This is a genomic window from Cellulomonas soli, from assembly GCF_013409305.1.
GTDB lineage: Bacteria > Actinomycetota > Actinomycetes > Actinomycetales > Cellulomonadaceae > Cellulomonas > Cellulomonas soli.
In genome coordinates this window covers 3,349,658-3,368,999 of the sequence record NZ_JACBZJ010000001.1, presented here as the reverse complement: position 1 = coordinate 3,368,999, position 19,342 = coordinate 3,349,658, and the positions used below count along the sequence as shown (strand labels likewise).

The following is a 19,342-nucleotide window of genomic DNA, read 5'->3' as shown; positions in this document are numbered from 1 at the left end:
TCCGGCGCCGGCGAGTAGTTCGCCCTCGTGGGCTTGGTCCTTGATTTGCGTGACGACCGCTCCGCGGCAGCCTCCACCGATCTGCCGCCGAAACCGGCGACACAACAGCGCGACTCCGGGCAAGATCGACGGTGACCTCCGCACCCGTGAACCCCAGGAGAGGAGACCGGCATCCCCACTAGCTGGGTCCAGGCCGCCGTCATCCTGACTCTCGTCGTGCCCGGCTTCGTCTACCAAGCCTCCAAGCGTGCCGTCGCTGGCCCCGATCCTGAACAGGCCGACTTCAGCGCGAAGATCCTGCACGCGATCGTCTCCACAGCAGCGTTCGGTGGCATCTATGCGTTCTTCCTTGGTAAGCACGTCGTCGAGTACGCGCGAGATCCGGACCTCGCGCTTGCGCACGTTCAGCGCATCGGGGTGGCGTTCGTCGTCCTTGCGCTCGTCGTTCCGTGGGTCGTCGCGCGGGTCAGCTACTGGATCCTGAGCGCACGGTGGTTCGGCATCGCTTCCGCTTGGGTGCTGGACACGCTTCGTCTGCGCCGCCCTTACGACTCGACCCCGACGGCTTGGGATTGGGCGTTCAAGCAGGGCGAGGCCGGATGGGTGCGTGTCCGCCTTGACGATGGGCTCTGGCTCGGCGGGTTCTACGGCTGGCGGTCATACGCGAGCTCCTACCCGTACCCGCAGGAAGTCTTCGTCGAGCAAGGGTGGGTCATCGACGTCGACGGGACGTTCACCGACGTATGCCACGCTCCGAACGGCATGGTCATCAAGTGCGACAGGGCGGTGAGCGTGGACTTCCTCCCGCTCACTACGGATACTGAGGAGCAGGCCGGCGACTACGAAGGGCAGGAGGCGAGCTGATGTCGAAGCGAATCGAGAAGGCGAAGGCGCGCCCGGCGGCCAAGTGGTTCGCTCCTCCGTCCGGCGGCTACAGCGGCCTAGGTCCAGGTGGAACGCTCGTTGAGAGCCCCGGCAAGCCGCCGAAAGGACCGGCCAGTGCAGAAGGCGTGCGCCGAACACAGGGGAAGAAGGGGAACCCGACTCCGTGAGCGACAAGCAGTCATCGCGTCCATCGTCTTCGGCACGTCCACCCAGGACGACTGACACGAACGGATCCGGAGCAAGCCTCCAGCACGGATACGTGCCTACAGCGAAGGTGCCCAACCCCGGCAAGCCGCCGAGCACACCACCCGCAACCCCGACGGCGAAGAAGTGAGGATGCGTGGCTGAGAAGCCTCCCAGCGACCAGCACATCCAGGAGGGCTACCGGCCGAACAAGGGCCTCGAGAGCCCTTCAGGTCCGCCGAAGACGCCACCTGCTACATCGCCAGCCAAGCCAAAGGAGGGCACTGGTGCCTGAGGACATGGCAGTTCGCCCGGACGAGAACCAGGCGAGCAGGCCGGCATTCGCGCCGCGGCTGGGCGACTACGAGGAGCGCGGCTACACGGTGGTTTCCGGAAGGACGGTCCCGGCCGGGCGACCCCCGCGGACGCCCTCGGCAACGCCGCCGGCGCAGTGCAGCGGCTCGTCGAACCAGAGCGGGTCACACTGACAGCTACACCCCGACTACGGCAGTCCATGTCACCGTAGCCTGGCCGCGGACAACAAGAGGCGAACGCCGACCACAGTTCTGAACCGCAGGGAAGGGCACGACGCGATGGGCACCGAAGACGTCTTCTACGGCGTCCCGCCGGAACATCCCGTGCACCGACGCGGCAGCGACGATCCTGCGAGCCTGTACGCCGGGTATACCCCGACCTCGCGGACCGCTCCGGCCGGGTCCGGTCCTCCGCCGAAGACCCAGCCAGCCGTTCCGGTCGCGAAGAGCGAGTCGAAACAAGACTGACCGGGACGCCCCTTGCTGCACACGTGCTCCGGCCTCGACCACCCGCTACGGCGCCAGCCGGAGCCCAGGCCGCAGGCCACCGGGGTCGTCGCCGAGCGCTGGTTCACCGCCGACCATCGTGGTCCGACCGGCGCGGCGTGGCGCACCGGCCGTGGCCTCGCCAACCCGATCGTGGGCGCTTCAGAGTCCACGTCTAGGTGACCTTCGCTCGACGATGCAGTCCTGGACAGAGTCCGGAGGCTGCCGCCTCAGCGTGTCGGACCGAGCCTCTCGATGCTCACTGCCTGATCGCACCGCGTGCGGTAACCGATAGCACCCGAGGTGCGTAGTCATGAAGGCTGGGCACGACGCCTCCACTCGCGCACGATCCTCGACGCGAGCGCGGCCGCTGCGACCGCCGCCCCCACGAGGACAAGCAACCAGAACCAGAGCTGGAATGCTGCGGCGTCGGCCGCGATGCCCGACAGAACGACGCCCAGCACGATGAGCGGCAATGCGGAAGCGTCGGTGCGGACCGTCTCGCCACGCAGCGCGCCAACCTCTGCCCGCACGTCGGCGATGTCGCGGCGGAGCGCGTCCGCCGTCTCGCTCAGGCGCGCCTCGGCACGGCGTTCGACACGCTTCAGGTCGGCTTGAAGCTGGCCCAGTTCACGATCCATTGCCTTGGTCCGCTCATCCAAGATCGCCAGCTTCGCCCCGACGGTCACGTCGTCACGCCAGCCCGCGAGGCCACGACCCTCGGCTGTGAGTGTGGCGGTGACGCCGTCCACCACGCCCATCACGGATGAGATGTGGACGTGGGCGCTTCGCCGGAGGAACGGGAGGACGCGCGCGAGCTGGCCCCGGACCCGATTGGCACTAGTCCGCAGCCATGTGCGGAACTGACCCCACGTGTGCGCGGTGGCTTCTGGGCTGGCCAGCAGAGCGCCGACAACAGCAATCGCGAGCCCGAGCCACCGCGTGATGTCTTCGACTTGTTGCGCGCTCCCGGTCACGGCTATGGGCGCTCGACCTTCGCTTGGTCCACCCAGCGAGCCAACAGACTGAACGCGGCGAGCTGTTCCAGCGCGAGCTGCTCCTCGCCACCGTCGTGGGGCACATGCATGCCGGGGTTGCGGATCGCAGCGTAGAGCCCCTCGGCGAACGCCATGGCGCCCCGGTGGACGTTCTTGTAGGTCTTGCTGCCGTCATCGTCCATCAGCCGGAGCCGGGGCACGTCGGTGGTCGGTGCCGAGAGGGAGAACGCCTGGTTGAACAGGTCCGTCTCCGACACGTCCATGCGACCCAACTTGGCCTGCGTCTCCGCGTTGATCCTGATTGCCGCCTGCATCACCGCCTGGTGGTAGTGACCGGTGTTCCAGTAGCTGCGGCCGTTCTCCCATGACCACGGGTGCAGGTTCGCCGCGTCCATCTCTGGCGCGTTGTCGCCAAGCTTCTCGGCTAGCTCGGCTTCGCGGAGCAGCGCAGTCTTCCCGCGCGCCGCCTGGTCACGCAGCCAGCGGTACTCCTTGTCCTTCTCCGGACGCTCGCGGCTCCACCCCGGAAGCACGCGGTCAAGAATCTGCTCCACGACGTGGGCGGCGGCAGCCGCCTCGGTCTTGGGGCCGCGCATCACGGTCCCGAAGTAGACGACGCCCGGCCCCATGTCCACCGATGTCTGCGCGGTGACGTGGAGGAACTTGTCAATCTCCTGGGTGGCCCACTCGGTGTCCAGCTTCCTCATGGAACACATGGTGCCCGAGCGGACCGACACTCCAGGCCGTCATGCGTCTTCGGCCCAGGCGCCGAGTATCGAGTTGTCGGGCTCCTCGATGGGGTTGAGGGCGTCCGAGAAGCGCCACTCGAACACCAGCCGCTTGCGCAGTAGCGCTTCGGCGCGACGCCCCGGCCGACCCCGCACCACCCGCGCAAGGTCATCAGGCCCGTCGCGTCTTGACTCTCCTGACGGCGCTCCTGCTGGCGAGGGCACCGAGCCACGGTGCCAGGCCGATAAGGGGCGCGCACCATGCGATTCGCTGCAGAGCTGCACCTGACAATCCCGGGCGCAGACCCCGGAGTCACCCCGAACGACAGTGGACTCCCCGGCCTGGCGGTCGTCAAGGAGATCGTCGGGGCACTGCTGACCTGGGGCCTGGTGGCATGCGTCGCAGGCCTGGTCGTCTCGGTGATCATCTGGGCGGTGGCCCGTCAGCAGGGCAACTACGGGTACGCCTCGGGCGGCAAGACCGGTGTGCTGGTCTCGGCGGGGGGTGCGTTGCTGATCGGTGGGGCGAACGCGATCGTGGCGTTCTTCTCCGGCCTGGGCGGGCAGATCTGACATGGCCGTCCCGATGCTCGACCCGTGCATCGGCCCGGTCGCGTTCGCCTGCGATGCCGCCGCCTCGACGCAGAACGCCGCCTCGCAGTACGTCCTGGGTGGGCTGGGGTCGGCGTTCGTGGAGGGTGCGGCTCAGGTCGGCGAGCTCGCGATGTCGGCGCTGGACTCGACGACCACGATCGACCTGGGTGTCGGCTGGTTCCAGGCGAACGTCTCGGTGATCGCCGCGGTGGCGCTGCCGGTGGTGGTGGGGCTGTTCGTCGTGCAGGTGCTGACCGCGGTGCTGCGCCGGGAGCCGGGTGGGCTGGTGCGCGCGGTGGTCGGGGTCGGCAAGGCGTTGCTCGGGGCGGTGCTCGCGCTGGCGGTGACGCAGGTGGCGTTGACGGCGGTCGACGGGATCTGCGCGTACATCGCCGGGGCTGCGGGGATGACGGTCGCGGAGGCGGCCGGGCAGTTCTTCGACTTCGCGGCGATGGCGAGCTTCGCGCCGGGGTTGCAGCTGCTGATGGGTGTGGCGCTGACGGTGGGGTTCGTCTTGCTGTGGGGGGTGCTGCTCTTCCGCAAGGCGGCGCTGGTGCTGGTGGCCGTGTTCGCGCCGATCGCGTTTGCCGGGTCGGCGTGGGATCAGACGCGGGTGTGGACGCGTCGGTGGTTGGAGGTCGTCGCGGCGCTGGTGTTCAGCAAGGTCGTCATCGTCGTCGCGTTCGTGGTGGGGGCCTCGGCGTTCACCGGGACCGGCCCCGCCGACGGCGAGGCGGCTACGCCGAGCCCGGGTGGTGCTGCGGGGCTCTCGGACACGCTCGTGGGGATCTTGTTGCTGGCGATCGCGGTGTGGGCGCCGTGGCTGACGTGGCGGTTCGTGCACTGGTCGGGAATGGAGGCCGCCGCGGTGATGCACGGAGCGGTGGCGGCGAACCCGATCAGCAAGGTCGCCCGCTCGGCCGGCAGCACCACGCGCTACGCCGCGCAGCAGGTCGCCATGAGCGCCGTCACCGGTGGCGTCGGGTCAGCCGTGCGTGGCGCGGGCGCGGCCAAGGCGGCGGGCGGAGCGAAGGTCGGTGCACTCCCCCACCCGAGCCCGCCACCACCGGCGCCCGCGACGCGTCGTCCAGGTGGTGAGGGGTCATGAGCGCGCCCGACGTCGGCCCGACGACGCGGTTCGGTCGCCTGGAGACGCGTGGGGTGCTGCTCGGCCTGTCCGGCACGCAGCTGGCGGTCGTGGGGACGGCGACGGTGGTCGCGGTGGTGGCGGTCTACTCGGCGGGGATGTCCGGCTTGGTGGTGGCGTCGCCGGTGTGGGCCACGTTGCTGGTGGCCGGTTCGGTCAGCGTCGGTGGGCGCCCGGTCGTGGGGTGGGTGCCGCTGCTGGCGCAGTGGCATGCACGGAAGGGCACCGGCGCCACGAGCACTGTGGCGACCGCGGGCGACGTCGCGCCCGGCCGGTGGCTCACGCTGCCGGGTCTGCCCGGGCGCCTCGAGCTCGTGGACTGCGACGAGCTCGGTGGGGTGCTGGTGCTCGAGCGTCGGACGGGGACCGTGACGGGTGTGCTGCGGGCGACGGGCACCGGGTTCGTGCTGGAGGACGCGGCCGCGCAGGAGCACAAGGTCGCCGCGTGGGGTCGGGCATTGGCAGTGGCCTGTCAGCAGTCGGCGATCGTGCGGGTGCAGGTGCTGGTCAACACGCGGTCCGGTGGGTTGGCGCCGGCGCGCCGGTGGTGGCGCGAGCACTGCAACGCGTCAGAGCCCGGCCTGAGTGCGGAGCTGGCGGGCATGCTCGACGAGGGGTTCGTGGTCCCGCACGTGCGCGAGACGTTCGTCGCCATCGCCGTGCGGGCCCCGCGGGGTCGCCGTCGGCTGTCCGCATCCGACCTGGCACTGGTCGCTCGGCACTTGGAGTCGTTCGGGGCGGCGGTGCAGGTCGCGGGGCTGCGCGCAGGGGGGTGGATCGGCAGGGCTGACCTGGCGCGTGTGCTGCGCGCCGCCTACGAGCCTGGAGCCACGGCGCGTGCCGAGGAGACGCCCGCGGCGCTCGTGGGGAGTCCGGGGGTTCGGGAGCGGTGGGGTTCGCTCGCCACGGGCACCGGGGTGCATGCGACGTACTGGGTGTCGCAGTGGCCGCGCACCGAGGTGCACCCGGCGTTCCTTCAGCCCCTGCTGCTGGGTGAGGCGACGGATCGGACGGTGACGCTGGTCGCCGAGCCGTTGCCGACGGCGCAGGCGTTGCGGGAGATCCGGCGGGCGAAGGTCGAGCATGCGGCGGACGCCGCGCAGCGGGCGCGCATCGGGCAGATCGAGGACGAGTCGACCCGGGCCGAGGTCGCCGACCTGGAGCGCCGGGAGGCCGAGCTCGTGGCCGGGCACGGCGACCTGCGGTTCACCGGCCTGATCACCGTCAGCGCCAGCGGCACCTCGGAGCTGGAGGAGCGGTGCGCGGCCATGGAGTCGGCGGCGGCGCAGGCGATGTGCGAGGTGCGTCGCCTGGTCGGGCAGCAGGGTGTGGCGCACGCGGCGGCGTGCCTGCCGTTGGCCAGGGGTGTGCTGTGACCGGCGCAGCCGCGACCCGGTTCCGCACCCGTGGCGGTCGGTACGTGGCGGGGCCGCGTCTGCGGTTGCCTGCGCATCGGTCCTCCTCCGCGGTGTTGGGTGGGGCGTACCCGTTCTTGGCCACCCCGCCGTGCGACCTCGGGGTGCCGGTCGGCGTGGAGGCGTTCACCGGTGGGCTGTTCTGCTTCGATCCGTGGGCGCTGTACGGCGCGGGTGAGCTGACGAACCCGAACGTGCTGCTGGCCGGGGTCATCGGTCAGGGCAAGTCCGCGTTGGCCAAGTCCCTGGCGCTGCGCTCGATCGCCGCCGGTCGGGCCGTGTACGTGCCGGGCGACCCGAAGGGTGAGTGGGCCCCGGTCGCCCGCGCGGCCGGTGGGACCGTCGTGCGACTCGGCCCGGGGCTGTCGACCCGGCTCAACCCGCTGGACGTGGCACCCGGCGTCGACGTGCACGCGACGCGCGGGCGGGTCCTGGCCGCTGTCGCGGCACTGACGCTGCGTCGCGAGCTGGGTGCGGCCGAGCAGGGCGCGCTCGATGCCGCACTGGCCCTCACCGAAGAGCACGACGCCTCCCCCACCATCGGGTCCGTCGTCGAGGCCCTCGGCGCACCCGACCGAGCAGCCGCGAAGGCAGACGGTTTGCGGGTGGAGGACCGCGTGGCCGATGGGCGCGACGTCACCCACGGGTTGCGGCGCCTGGTGCGCGGCGACCTGGCCGGCCTGTTCGACGGACGATCCACCCAGAACTTGGACCCGCACGCCCCGATGGTCGTGCTGGACCTGTCCGGGCTCGGCTCGGACGAGGACGCCCTCGCGTTGGCGATGACGTGCTCGGCGGCGTGGCTCGAGGGGGCGCTGCTGGCCACGTCGGCCAAGCGGTGGGTGATCTACGACGAGGCGTGGCGGCTACTGCGACAGGTCGCCCTGGTGCGCCGCATGCAGGCCCAGTGGAAGCTGTCGCGCGCGCACGGCATCGCAAACCTCATGGTGCTGCACCGCCTGTCCGACCTGGACGCGATCGGCCGCCAGGGCTCGGAGGCCCGCGCCCTGGCCGAGGGGCTGCTGGCGGACTGCTCGACCCGAGTCATCTACCGGCAGGAGTCCGACCAGCTCGCCGGCACCGCCACCGCGCTGGGCCTGACGCGTGCCGAGCGGGACCTGCTGCCGCTACTGCCGCGCGGGAGCGGGCTGTGGACGATGCCGGCGCGCACGCACGTCGTGCACCACCTGCTGCACCCCGCCGAGCTGGCCGTCGTCGACACCGACGCGGCCATGCGTGAGGAGACCGATCTGGGAGGTGGATCGCGATGAACCACGACGACGTCGTCCGACTCGCCGAACAGGGCACCCTCGGTGCGCTGATGCTGCGGCCCGACGCCCTGGAGCAGGTGCGCAGGTGGTTGCGGCCCGACGACTTCGCAGACCTGTGGCACACCCAGGTCTACACCGCCCTCCTCGAGAGGCACCACGTCGGCGGCCTGGACCCGAACTCGATGGCCGCGGTCCTCCTCGACCGCCTCGGCCCGCGCGTCGCGGACCTGCCCCGGTTCACGCAGCTGCTGACGGCGACTCCCCCGGACCCGCAGCCGCTCGCCTACGCGCGGATGGTCGCCGACGGTGGACTGCGCCGGGAGACCGCGGGGCTGGGCGTGCTGCTGCAAGCCTCTGCCCTGAACGCGGTCACGCACGCCGACCCCGCCCCGCTGACCACCACGTGCGCCGTCGTCGATGCGGACCTGGACCTGGTCGGGGCTCGCTGGGCGCAGGCGACCGGGCGACCGCACGACGACGTGGTCGTGCCCCTGCACCTGCGCGCGGCGACCCGCAACACCGGCCTGGCGGCCCGCACGGCCGCCGACAAGTACCTGCAGGCGCACCCGCTCCGCGACCCGGACGCCGAGCACGCCCACCTCGTCGCGCTCGTCGGCACCCTTATCGCCCACCCCGACCTGGTACCCGACGTGGTCGACTGGCTGCCACCGACCCGGGTCGAGGACCCCGGGTGGCGGGCCGTGTACGGGACGACGATCGAGCTCGCCGAGCTCGGGCAACGCGTCGACCTGACCACGGTGGCGTGGGCCGCGCACGCGCACGCCCATCACGGCCCAGACCTGCCCGCCCTGGAGGACCTGACCGCCGCGGTCGAGGCTGGCTGGTACGCCCATCCGCCGCAGGTGATCCGCCAGGTGGCCGCCGACCAGGTCCGCCACCTGGCCGACGTCGGAGCCGGCCACCTGCGCGCTGCCGCCACCAACCCGGCCACCCTCGTCGGCGACCTGGTGGATGCCGGGCACGCCATCACCAGCGCTTTGCGGATCACGGCCACCGCCCTGGCACCGCAGACAACCGCCGTCGCCGCCGCGTCGCCGAACCCGACCGGTGTCGGGCGGGATGCCGGGCAGGTGGTGTCCCGGTGAACGGGCGACGGCCCCCGGTGCGACCAGGCGCCGGGTCCGTGGGCGGGCCGGACCTGACCGACTGGGCACTGGCCGCCCTCTCCGGCGTGCTCGTCGTCGCGGCCGTGCTGTGGGTGGGCGCCGCTGTCGCGTGCTTGCTCACCGGCCGCGCCCTGCCGCAGGCGGGGATGCTGACCGCCCTGGGGGCCGTGGCGCACCCCGGCAACCCGGCCCTGGCCTGGCCTCGTCCCGACCTGATGCCCGGACCCGTCGCGTACTGGGCGAGTACGACCCTCGTCGTCACCGTCGTGGTCGCCTCGGTGGCCCTGATCTGCTCGCGGCTCGGTCGCCGGCGGCTCGGGCATGGCATCGACGAGCTGCGCGCCCTGCCGGGCATGGCGTCCCCGAGCGAGGTCCTGGCCGTCGCCGGGCGTCGCGCCCTGCGTGGGCGGGCCGCCGTCGTGCGACCGTCGCTGGATCGGACCGCGCAGGCCGCGCAGGTCGGGTACCGGCTCGGGACGCTGCGCGGACGCGACCTGTGGTGCACCGTGGAGGACTCCTCCCTGCTGGTCGGACCGCCCCGCATGGGCAAGGGCCTGCACCTGCTCATCCCCTGGGTCCTGGACGCACCCGGCCCCGTCGTGGCCACCTCCACCCGCCCCGACACCCTGGCCGTCACCCTGCGCCACCGGCGCACCCGCGGACCCGTCGCGATCTTCGACCCCCAACGCCTTGCCGGTCTGCCCGGCGGGCTGGCTTGGTCACCCGTGCGCGGCTGCGAGACACCCCGCACCGCCCTCGTGCGGGCCCGCGGGCTGGCGGCCGGGGCCGGTTTCGGTCGCACCGTCTCCGACTCCGACTTCTGGGCCGGGCAGACCGAGACCGCCCTGCGCTGCCTCCTGCACGCCGCAGCCCTCGACGGACGCCGCGCCGTCGACCTGTACCGCTGGTCGCTGAACCCGGCCCTGGCCGAGGACGCCGTCACCATCCTCAACCGCACCCGCTCCGCCGACGGGTGGGCCGACGCCCTCGACGCGACCATCCACTCCGATCCGCGCACCCGCGACTCCATCTGGCTCGGCGTGCGCCAGTCCCTGGCCGCCCTCGCCGACCCCGATGTGCTCGAGGCCGTCGACCCACCCCCGGGCGAGGAGTTCGACCCGGCCACCTTCCTCGCCCAGTCCGGCACCCTCTACCTGCTCGCCTCCGCCGTCGCCTCCGGATCCTGCGCACCCCTCGTTGCCGCGTTCGTCGAGGACATCACCGAGACCGCCCGCGCCCTCGCCGCCCGCTCACCCGGCGCGCGGCTCGACCCGCCGCTGCTGCTCGCGCTCGACGAGATCGCCAACCTCACCCCCCTGCCGTCCCTGCCCTCCCTCATGGCCGAAGGCGGCGGATCCGGCATCACCACCCTGGCCGTCCTGCAGTCCCTGGCACAGGCCAGGGCCCGCTGGGGCGAGCACGCCGCCGACGCGATCTGGGACGCCGCCACCGTCAAGATCGTCCTGGGCGGCCTGGCCAAGTACCGCGACCTGGACGACGTGGCCCGCCTGCTCGGCGAGATCGACGAGCTCACCCAGACCCGCGCCAGCAGCCGCGGCGGCGAACGCTCCACCTCCACCTCGTTGCGCACCGTGCCCGTCATGCCCGCCTCGGCACTGCGCACCCTGCCGTTCGGGACCGGCGTGCTCCTGCTGCGCCAGACCCGACCCACCGTCATCGACCTCACCCCCTGGACCGGGCGACACGACGCCGCGACCCTGCGCGCCGACCAGCAGGCCGTCGAGCACGCCACCGCGACCGGGGCGGCGGTGCCCACATGATCGGCAAGCTCACCCTCGGCGCCCTGGGCATCCTCGCCGTCCCCGCCCTCGCCATCGTCACGGCCCTCGGGGTCGCGTTCGGCACGCACGAGTGCCTGGCCACCGCTGGCGGCGGCACCCTGTCTGACGACGCGCCGGTCCCGGTGGCGGCGCGGGGGTGGGTGGCGGAGGTGCGCGCCGGGTGCCCCGACCTGCCCGAGCCGTGGATTGCCGCGGTCATGGCCCAGGAGTCCGGGTTCCGACCCGACGCCTACGCCGACGACGCCAACGGCGGCACCTGGGGCCTGTTCCAGCTCAACGCCACCATCTGGCAGAACGCCTACGGGCACCCCTGGTCAGCGGACCTCAACGGCAACGGCACCTGGGACGTGCAAGACCCCGACATCCACGCCACCGTCGCCGGCCGCTACCTCTGCGACCGACTGACCGGGGTGCGACAGATCCGCACCGAGCACCCCGACTGGGCCTCCTCCACCATCCCCGTCCTGGACGCGCTGATCATCGCCCACAACGCCGGCGAGTCCCGGCTACGCACCTACCCGACCATCCCCGCCACCACCCGCGACTTCATCGCGAACGTCGCCGAACGGGTCGCCGCCTGGACCGCCGACCCCGTCTCCGGCGCCCAAGCCGAGAACCCCGAGCCGGCACCCGACCCGAGCATCGCCGACGCGTCCGGCACCCAGGGCTCTGCCGGCTGCGTGCCTGACCTCGGCCGCGGTGACGTCCGAGTGCCGGCAGGTACACCGGTCGACGTGGCCACCGCGGTGCGCAACGCCATGGCCTACGTCGGGGTCACCTCCGGGTGGACCCAGCTGTGCGACCGGCTCGCGTGCCGCGCCTACGGGTACCTCGGCTCCGGGTATCCCTCCGCCACCGCCCACTGGCACCAGATGCTCACCGAGGGGCACGCCCACCCCGACGACCTCTGCCCACCGCTGGGCTCGTTCGTCTTCTTCGACACCGGCCGACCCTTCGGCCACGTCTCCATCGTCGTGCAGGCCGACCCCGGACGCTGCGACCCGACCCAGATCAAGGTCACCTCCAACGGCGCCTTCGACGCCGCCACCGGCAACCACGGCGGCGTCTACCTGCTCACCCTCGCCCAGCTCACCGGCTTCTACCGCGGCGGCGGGTACCTCGGCTGGTCCGACCCCGTCTGCCGCGGCGCGCTGCTGCCCGCCGACACCATCCACCCCGCACCCCCAGGCAGGTGAGCGACCATGCCCGAACGACCCTCCCCCGACGAACGACTCGCTGCGATCCACGCCCAGCTCGTCGACGCCGTCGAGAACCTCGTCCACTCCGAGGCCTGGGCCACCATGCTCACCATCGCCGCCCGGTTCCCCACCTACTCCCCCTCCAACGTGCTACTCATCGCCACCCAACGACCCGACGCCACCCGCGTCGCCGGCATCCGCACCTGGAACTCCCTGGGCCGACGCGTCACCAAGGGCGAGCACGGCATCGCGATCCTCGCCCCCTGCATCTACCGGCAGCTCGACGACGACACCACGACACCACCCACCACCGACCACGCCGGACCGGGCGATGACGCAGCGGCCCCCGCGCGGGTGCTGCGCGGGTTCAAGATCGTGCACGTCTTCGACATCACCCAGACCGACGGCGACCCCGTGCCCGACAACACACCCGAGCTCCTCCTCGGCGACGCCCCCGCGGGACTCTGGGATCACCTCGCCGGTCTCGTGCGCGAGGACGGGTACACCCTCGACCGGGGCGGCTGCCCGCCAGGCGTCAACGGCTACACCGACTTCACCAGCCGGCGCGTGCGCGTGCGCGAGGACGTCGACCCAGCGCAGGCGGTCAAGACCCTCGCGCACGAGCTCGGACACATCCGCGCCGACCACACCACACGCTTCCCCGAGTACGCCTCGGACCTGACCTGCCGGGGGCAGGCAGAGGTGGAGGCCGAGTCCATCGCGTACATCGTGACGACTCATGCCGGGATGGTCGCCGATCCGTACACCGTGCCTTACGTCGCTGCTTGGGCGGATGGCGCGCTCGATCGACTCCGACAGAGTCTGAGCATCATCATCGCCTCGTCGCGCTCCCTCTTGCGGGAGCTTCCCCTCACCTCGGGTGTCCGGCCGCCGTCCCTCGAAGCCAATCTGACCAGCCCCGCGTCGGTCGCTCCTCAACCACGCACCCTGGCACTCGACTGACCGCCGGGGCCGTGCCGAACTCGGTAGACGGGTCAGTGGCTGGAGTAGTCAATCGACAAGATCCCAACGACACGATGCTCATCGCCCGAGTCGGAAGCCCGGAAGGCGTCGTGAAACTGGTAGTTCACTCTTGCCATACTCGATAGCTCGTAGTGAACCGTCCTCGACCAACCCGGGCCTTGCGGCAAGCCCGCCTTGCCACGCAAGTAGCACGTAGCAGACGTGGGCGGCGGCGACCCTGGCGCTGTCGCGAGGTGATCCCAGAGTGCCTGAGCAGCATCCAGCCCCACCCGACTCACCACTTGCGACCACTTACCCGCGAACTTCCGATGAACGAGCACGCGATACGCGGGCGCAGCTTCAGGCTTGCCTCCTGGCCGCCGGGCAGGCTCAAGCGGCCGGTATGCGCTCCCCCCGGGCGTCACGGACGGTCGGCCTCGACGAAGTCAGCGGGATCGTGCCGTGCCAGTAGGACGCTGCGACGCAGCGGGTCCTCCAGCTGTTGGGCTGTCGCGCGCCAGGCGGCGATCGCACTGCCGAGGACTCCGAGATCACGATCCGCCGACGCCGCGATGAGGCAGTCGTAGAGCTCGTCAACGAACGCGAGTAGGTCGTCTCGGTCAAACGCGCGCAGCCAAGCCAGGTCGCCGAGTTGCTCAACGTTCGGTTCCGCGACATCTCGTAGCAGTCGCTCGATGCGCCGATGCTGCCCCGACCAGTAGGCCAAGCCCTCGAGTACCTCCAGCTCTCCTGCCCGGAGTGCGACCAGCTCAGTCCCGTCCGTGTCTCGCAGGTGCGCGCGGCCCACGCGCGCCGCGTCGATGAACTCGCGCCTCTTTGTTGCCAGGTCTGATGCTTGGTAGATCGTGTCCACGGTGGCCCTCACGTCGTAGGATCCTACCCAAGATCTTGCTAGGATCTTAGCCACAGTATCGGTGAGGTGCATCACCTGATGAGCCGAAGGGCGGGGACAGTTGATGGACCTCAAGTCTGCGTCCGTTGCCGAGTTGCTCCGACTCTCAGCTTCGACGCTCGAAGTGCCCCCGCGATGCCCAACGGACTGGGATGCGCGCGCCGAGCTCGTCAGCACTATCAGCTATGCACTTGAGGATCGAGGGCTCGACGGCGAGAGCATCATCCGGTTCGGGCTCGCTCACCTCTTCGGGGCACCGATCCTCGGCACAGTCGCGGTCGCGCTCCTGGTCGAGTCCCATGCACCTCTACTGGACGGCGTCGAGGAGGTACTCGATGTCGCACAGTGGCGTCGATCGATGGGGCTCGAAGGGCGAACGCACGAGCTGAGCGAGGCCCTGGGCCACGCGAGCTACCTCCTCAACGGGTGGATCGCCTTCGCGCCGCTCGGTGAGCTCTTGCGCATGGAGCCCCCCGACAGGGATCGACTGGACACCTGGGCCAGCGCCGTCGATGAGTCAACGCGAGCGTCGACTGACACCTATCGCTGGGCGGTCCGGCGCCTGCTTGAGCCTGGACTCGACGAGTGGGACACGACTTCTCTCAAGATGGAGTATCGATACAGCGTGATGGCCCAAGGGCCGAACTTGCCGAGCCAGTTGCTTGAGTCGGTGGCGATCGATAGCGACCGCCTCGCGCACGCACTCGCCCGGAAGGCGCTCACCGACGACGACGAGCGTCAAGAGGCTAGCTGGACCTCCGTCCGCTCCGGGGTCTTGAAGCAGGCCAAGATGCTCCTCGGGCAAGGTCGTTGCTCGGAGGCGGCTGCCCTCTTCGAGTTCCTCATCAGCCGAGCACCGGCTGACGCCTGGCTCCGCAACAACTTCGCCTTCTGCCTGATCACCACGCGGCCCTCCGACGCCTACGCGCTGTTGCGAGAGGCCCAGCGCCTTGGCTTTGAGCCCACTGCGCTCCTGCTCTACAACCGCGCCTGTTGCGCTACCTCGGAGACCCAGAAGCGAGAGGTCATCTTCGAGGCGAACCGACACTGGCTCGAATCTCTGGAGTCCGTGCCAGTGCCTGCTTACGTCTGGCGGCGAAGCGGATCGGCTTTCGAGGGGGCCGAGACATCGGACGTCCGCCAGGAGCTCGCTGCCGTCGCAAGCGAACTCGCGCTAGAGCTTGGGGAACTCCATCGTGCGGAGATCTGGCGGGCACGACTAGCCAGTGTGAACGCTGGCTAGTCGCCGCCGACGGTGGGAGCCACTCGCGGAGCACGCAGAGCGTTCCTCGCAGCCCCGCTCCGCGCACATGGCCCGTCACCTGATCTACTCACGAACCGCAAGCCCAGACCGAGGACGATGCCCCCGTGGCCGGCACCCTGTCCGCGCTGCCCAGTCGCCCAGCCGCGAGGTCGCGGCAGCGAAGTGCTCGTGCCAGTGGAGCGGCGCGTCGGGGGCCGCGGTGGAGGCGAAAGCACCTTGCCACGCAAGGTGCAGCGCTGCGAGCTCTTCCAGGAGCTCAGGGTGCTCGTGCCAGCAGGGCGGGATCACGCGCTGGTCGAGCCGGTAGCGGTCGATGAGCCAGTCGACCCACAGGTCGAGCTCCTCGAGCATGAGGAGCTGATCTTCGGGTGTGTGCGCGCACCAGACGATCGGCACGGGCAGCGAGTTTGGCTGCGTCAGGAGCCGGGGTGGGTAAAAGGGATCGTCTGGGGCGGTCACTGAGTCACCTCGCCGGGGTCGGTGTGGCTGGTCGTGTCGCGGGGGCTGCCGGGGTTCGCCGGTCGAGGTGTGTGGCGTGGGCGCCGATCGCCGCGAGCCACGCCTCTCGTGCCGGTCCAGGTGCGGGTGCGGGTCCGAGCTCGTCGAGCCACATCGGCGCGTCTTCGATCGCGGCTCGTGTCAGGACGGCTGTGCGGTCGGTGATGAGGTGCTCGATCTGGTCGAGCAGGGTGAGCCCGTCGGCGTCGAGGCCGTCCGGGTCGCGTACGGGCCGGATCTCAGCGGCGTCCTGGTGGTGTCGGCGCAGCCAGGCCGCGGCGCGCCCGAGCAGCGCATCGGGGCTGGCGGGTGCCTGACCGGTGTGCAAGATCCTGGTGATCGTGGCCGCGGGGTTGTCGGCCGTGGCCGCGATCTGGTCGAGGGTGGTGGCGAGACGCCCGGCGTCCGGGGACGTCATGATCGCGCGTGCCGAGGCGGCCTCGATGCCGTGCGCGGTGAGGCGTGTGGCCAGTCGGGTGTGGGCGGCGTCGGCGTGCAGGGTGCGGGCGATGGGTTCGAGCCGGCGCAGCGAACTCGCCTCGTCCAGGCGGGCGGCGATGGTCGCGGTCGCGGACCGCTCGGCGCCGCTCGTGCCCAGGATGGTGGTCAGGATGTCGCGGGCGTCGCCGGGGGCGTGCGGGTCGGGCGGGCCGTCGCAGTCGTTGTCGATGCCGTCGACGGCCAGGTAGAGGTGGTTGGTGTCTCGTCCGCGGGTCATCGCGACGTACAGGTTCTCCCGGGTCATCCCCGTGTGTGCGAGCACGTGCGCGGCGTCCACCGTGATGCCCTGCGCCCGGTGGGTGGTGGTGGCGTAGGCCAGGTCAACGTGCTCGTACGCATACCCGGCGGGCAGGTGAACCAGGGCGTGCTCGTCGGATCCAGTCATGCCGACCACGCCGCGGCGCGCCAGGCGGGTGTGCGCGCGGACGACCAGGAGGCTGCCGTCGGGGTCGATGCCGCGTACGTCCCACAGGTCTCCGTTGCGGACGTACCCGCCGCCGACTCGCAGGTGCCGCTCGTTGAGCCGCGTGACGACCCGGTCCCCCACACCGATCACCGTGCCGGACGCGGTAGTGATGCCACCGGGGCGGACGAGTCCGTCCAGGACGCGGTCGTTGTGTGCGCGGGAGTTCAGGGCGGTCACGGTGCCGGCGTCGGGGGCGAGCAGGATCGCGGCCGCGCCCGCGGCGACGTCGGCGGACCAGGCTGCGTAGGCCTCCTCGAGCATGGACTCCCCCGGCCCGGCATGCACGCGACCTGCGTCCTCGTAGGCGTCCAGCGCACGGCGGTCCCCGGCGCGCAGTCCAGCGGTCGCCGCGGCTTCCCAGGGGTGGGTGAACCGCCACAGGGTGCGCAGTCGCGCACCCCCGGTCCGATCGACCAGCAGGGCGAAGGCCCCTCCGGCGTCGACCGCGGACAGCTGGGCGTGATCCCCGACCAGGAGCACCTTGGCTCCGGCGCGGCGCGCTTGGGCGGTCAGATCGCGCAGGGCGAGCGTGCCGGCCAGGGATGCCTCGTCGACGATGACGAGCTGCCCGCCTTGCAGGCGCCAGCGGCGGTCCTCCCCGATCAGCGCCGCGGTCGCGGTGTCGATCGTGCGGGCACGGATCAGGTCGATCCCGGTGCCGCGCCGCTCGTGCACCAGCTGGTCGATGACGGCGCGCCGCTGCTTGCCACCGGGTCCGGTCGACTCGTGCAGCCACTTGGCGGTGTTCTCACACAGGACGCCCAACGCACCGGCCAGGTTCGCCGCCGCACTGGAGGACGGCGCCAGGCCGATGACCGACCCGCGCCCGTGCTGCCGCTCCCACACCGCCCGCAACGCCGCCAACGCGGTCGTCTTGCCCGACCCGGCCGGACCGACCAGCAGGTCGACAGCCCGCCCCGAGGCGGCGATCTGCCGCACGGCCGCCTCCTGGTCTTCTGCCAGTTGCTCGCCATCGCCTCGGTTCAGGTCGGCGTGCAGGACCCGCGCGGTCGGTGCCGTGATGTCGGTGGAGGCTTCCAGGAGGTCGTCCTCGGCCTGGAGGATCACGGCGTCGGTGTACGTGTGCTCGCTGGGCCGGTCGAACACGCTGGTCCCGTCCGCCCGCGCGTACCGCCCGGTCGAGGTGAACGCCGCCGGGGCCTCCAGGCTCACGCACCGACCGAGCACCGCCTCGGCTATGGCGGCCGTGATCGCCACACGCTCCGCCACCGATGCAGCGATCAAGGGCTTGGTCAGCCGCAGGGCCTCGGCCTCGACGTTCCACCGCGTCCAGGTCGAGCGCCGCTCCCGCACCCCCTCCAGAACCCGGGTGGCCAGCTCGTCGACCACGGTGGCCGACAGATCACGACACCGCGCCGGACGAAAACCGGCGCCACGCAGAACCTGCTCGGTCAGCTGCTCAGGGCTCATCCCGGTGGTGCGGGTGGCGCGGTCACGCCAGCGTTGAAGCAGCTGAGCCAGCGGGTGGACCTTCTTGGCCGGGCGCGTGGCCCGGGTGACCATCTGGCGCAACTGGATGATCTCGATCCGGTTCGGACCCCGACCATGTCCGGCCGCGAACCGGGCAACCGCCCTCGTCATCGCCTCGTCAATCTGCGTCGCGCGCCGGGAGAACACGCTCAGCAACTCCTCGCCCACGCCCTCCAGCTCGAACGCCGGCGAACGGCGCGGGCCGCGACCACGCCACCCCCACCGCACCGGCAACCGACCGGCCACCTCGTCCACCAGGAACGCCTCGTACAATTCGCTCACCGCCACCACCGCGTGATGCAACGCGCGCGAGTCGAGAGAACGCCACGTGCCGTCGAGCCCCTGCACCTTGTTGGCCACCACGACGTGCGTGTGCAGGTTCGGGTCACCGGCCCGCGAGTCCCAGTGATCGAACGCCGCCGCCACCGCACCCCGCGTCGCCTCCTGACGACACCCGCCATGCCCCGTCCGGGTGAACAGCGCCCGGTCCTCCACGAACCGCAACGCCGCAGCGACCGCCGCGATGTGCGCGTCGTAGACGGCCTGCTGCACCCGCACATCACCCAACGCCCACAACGTCGAGACCGACTTCATCACCGTGAACGTCAGATCGAACCCCGCCACCGCCGGATTCGCCTCCCGCCCCAGCTCCACGCGGGTGATGGCCTCGATCGCCGCCTCGCGCGCCTGCGCATCCATGGCCTCGGGGAGCTTGCGGGTCTGCGCGGCGACACGATCGGCCGGCGAGGTCGCACTCGGGTACGCGCGGCCCAGCGGCACGCCGGTCATCGGATCCAGGCCGTGAGCGAACAGGCGACCCATCGCGTCCTCAACCACCACCGTCCCGACCTCCAGGCCGATCGGCTCCAGGTCACTGCGCGCCGCACCTAGCCGATCCAGGCCACGACCGAACCAGCGACCAGGCGGGTTGCCCGACTCGGTGTAGTAAGACGTCACCGGGGCCCGACCGGTCCGCGCGCAGTCACCCGTGGCGATGTGCCGCAACAGGTACCGGTACCCGGCACCCGCCGTCAGGCGGTGCAACGTCATCACCACCGCGGCTCACCACCGCTACGCCCGATCCGCTCCCGGTCCAC

14 protein-coding genes are annotated in these 19,342 nt (G+C 71.3%); 10 read left to right on the top strand and 4 right to left on the bottom strand.

Annotated elements, in window-relative coordinates; genetic code table 11:
* Positions 1-171 precede the first annotated feature (171 nt).
* Positions 172-864 carry a DUF6338 family protein gene (locus BKA22_RS15300; RefSeq protein WP_223203456.1) on the top strand — a complete coding sequence of 231 codons (693 nt, stop codon included), beginning with the start codon at positions 172-174 and terminating at the stop codon, positions 862-864.
* A gap of 1,315 nt (positions 865-2,179) precedes the next feature.
* Here the strand turns inward: BKA22_RS15300 and BKA22_RS15295 are convergent.
* A complete protein-coding gene (locus tag BKA22_RS15295) occupies positions 2,180-2,845 on the bottom strand; it encodes a hypothetical protein (RefSeq protein WP_146951605.1) in 666 nt (221 codons plus the stop codon).
* Positions 2,846-2,847: 2 nt separating this feature from the next.
* Entirely contained in the window at positions 2,848-3,573 is a 726-nt protein-coding gene (locus BKA22_RS15290) for a TIGR02391 family protein (protein WP_146951603.1), read from the bottom strand.
* A gap of 282 nt (positions 3,574-3,855) precedes the next feature.
* On the opposite strand from BKA22_RS15290, the gene BKA22_RS15285 reads away from it, so the two are divergent.
* The 8 genes from BKA22_RS15285 (at position 3,856) to BKA22_RS15250 (ending at position 13,112) form a co-directional block, all read left to right on the top strand.
* Positions 3,856-4,167 (top strand): DUF6112 family protein, encoded by a 312-nt coding sequence (locus BKA22_RS15285; protein ID WP_146951601.1) that lies wholly within the window; start codon positions 3,856-3,858, stop codon positions 4,165-4,167.
* 1 nt (position 4,168) lies between these two features.
* A complete protein-coding gene (locus tag BKA22_RS15280; RefSeq protein ID WP_146951600.1) occupies positions 4,169-5,296 on the top strand; it encodes a type IV secretion system protein in 1,128 nt (375 codons plus the stop codon).
* A complete protein-coding gene (locus BKA22_RS15275) occupies positions 5,293-6,711 on the top strand; it encodes an SCO6880 family protein (protein ID WP_146951598.1) in 1,419 nt (472 codons plus the stop codon). Before BKA22_RS15280 ends, BKA22_RS15275 begins: the two co-directional genes overlap by 4 nt.
* Before the next feature lie 116 nt (positions 6,712-6,827).
* The gene (locus BKA22_RS15270) at positions 6,828-8,021 is read left to right on the top strand and encodes a putative type IV secretion/conjugal transfer ATPase (protein WP_223203419.1); all 1,194 of its coding nucleotides are present in this window, start codon (positions 6,828-6,830) and stop codon (positions 8,019-8,021) included.
* On the top strand, positions 8,018-9,127 hold the full coding sequence (locus tag BKA22_RS15265; protein WP_146951596.1) for a DnaB-like helicase N-terminal domain-containing protein: 1,110 nt from the start codon (positions 8,018-8,020) through the stop codon (positions 9,125-9,127). Before BKA22_RS15270 ends, BKA22_RS15265 begins: the two co-directional genes overlap by 4 nt.
* A gap of 38 nt (positions 9,128-9,165) precedes the next feature.
* Positions 9,166-10,929: a type IV secretory system conjugative DNA transfer family protein gene (locus BKA22_RS15260; protein ID WP_223203418.1), complete on the top strand. Its 1,764-nt coding sequence runs from the start codon at positions 9,166-9,168 to the stop codon at positions 10,927-10,929.
* Positions 10,926-12,146 carry a transglycosylase SLT domain-containing protein gene (locus BKA22_RS15255; protein ID WP_146951592.1) on the top strand — a complete coding sequence of 407 codons (1,221 nt, stop codon included), beginning with the start codon at positions 10,926-10,928 and terminating at the stop codon, positions 12,144-12,146. The genes BKA22_RS15260 and BKA22_RS15255 overlap by 4 nt, the downstream gene beginning before the upstream one ends.
* A gap of 6 nt (positions 12,147-12,152) precedes the next feature.
* Positions 12,153-13,112, top strand: coding sequence for an ArdC-like ssDNA-binding domain-containing protein (locus tag BKA22_RS15250; RefSeq protein WP_146951591.1), 960 nt, complete (start codon positions 12,153-12,155; stop codon positions 13,110-13,112).
* 421 nt (positions 13,113-13,533) lie between these two features.
* Here BKA22_RS15250 and BKA22_RS15245 read toward each other — a convergent pair whose 3' ends face one another.
* A complete protein-coding gene (locus BKA22_RS15245; protein ID WP_146951589.1) occupies positions 13,534-14,061 on the bottom strand; it encodes a hypothetical protein in 528 nt (175 codons plus the stop codon).
* Positions 14,062-14,089: 28 nt separating this feature from the next.
* On the opposite strand from BKA22_RS15245, the gene BKA22_RS15240 reads away from it, so the two are divergent.
* Complete coding sequence (locus tag BKA22_RS15240; protein WP_146951588.1) at positions 14,090-15,268, top strand: hypothetical protein; 1,179 nt, start codon at positions 14,090-14,092, stop codon at positions 15,266-15,268.
* Between the two features lie 484 nt (positions 15,269-15,752).
* Here the strand turns inward: BKA22_RS15240 and mobF are convergent, their stop codons facing one another.
* Positions 15,753-19,295 carry a MobF family relaxase gene (gene mobF, locus BKA22_RS15235; RefSeq protein ID WP_146951587.1) on the bottom strand — a complete coding sequence of 1,181 codons (3,543 nt, stop codon included), beginning with the start codon at positions 19,293-19,295 and terminating at the stop codon, positions 15,753-15,755.
* Positions 19,296-19,342: the final 47 nt, after the last annotated feature.

Coding starts and splice junctions, on each gene's coding strand:
- BKA22_RS15290 (WP_146951603.1), bottom strand. CDS start 3,573: ATGAGGAAGCTGGACACCGAGTGGGCCACCCAGGAGATTGACAAGTTC.
- BKA22_RS15285 (WP_146951601.1), top strand. CDS start 3,856: ATGCGATTCGCTGCAGAGCTGCACCTGACAATCCCGGGCGCAGACCCC.
- BKA22_RS15280 (WP_146951600.1), top strand. CDS start 4,169: ATGGCCGTCCCGATGCTCGACCCGTGCATCGGCCCGGTCGCGTTCGCC.
- BKA22_RS15275 (WP_146951598.1), top strand. CDS start 5,293: ATGAGCGCGCCCGACGTCGGCCCGACGACGCGGTTCGGTCGCCTGGAG.
- BKA22_RS15265 (WP_146951596.1), top strand. CDS start 8,018: ATGAACCACGACGACGTCGTCCGACTCGCCGAACAGGGCACCCTCGGT.
- BKA22_RS15255 (WP_146951592.1), top strand. CDS start 10,926: ATGATCGGCAAGCTCACCCTCGGCGCCCTGGGCATCCTCGCCGTCCCC.
- BKA22_RS15250 (WP_146951591.1), top strand. CDS start 12,153: ATGCCCGAACGACCCTCCCCCGACGAACGACTCGCTGCGATCCACGCC.
- BKA22_RS15240 (WP_146951588.1), top strand. CDS start 14,090: ATGGACCTCAAGTCTGCGTCCGTTGCCGAGTTGCTCCGACTCTCAGCT.
- mobF (WP_146951587.1), bottom strand. CDS start 19,295: ATGACGTTGCACCGCCTGACGGCGGGTGCCGGGTACCGGTACCTGTTG.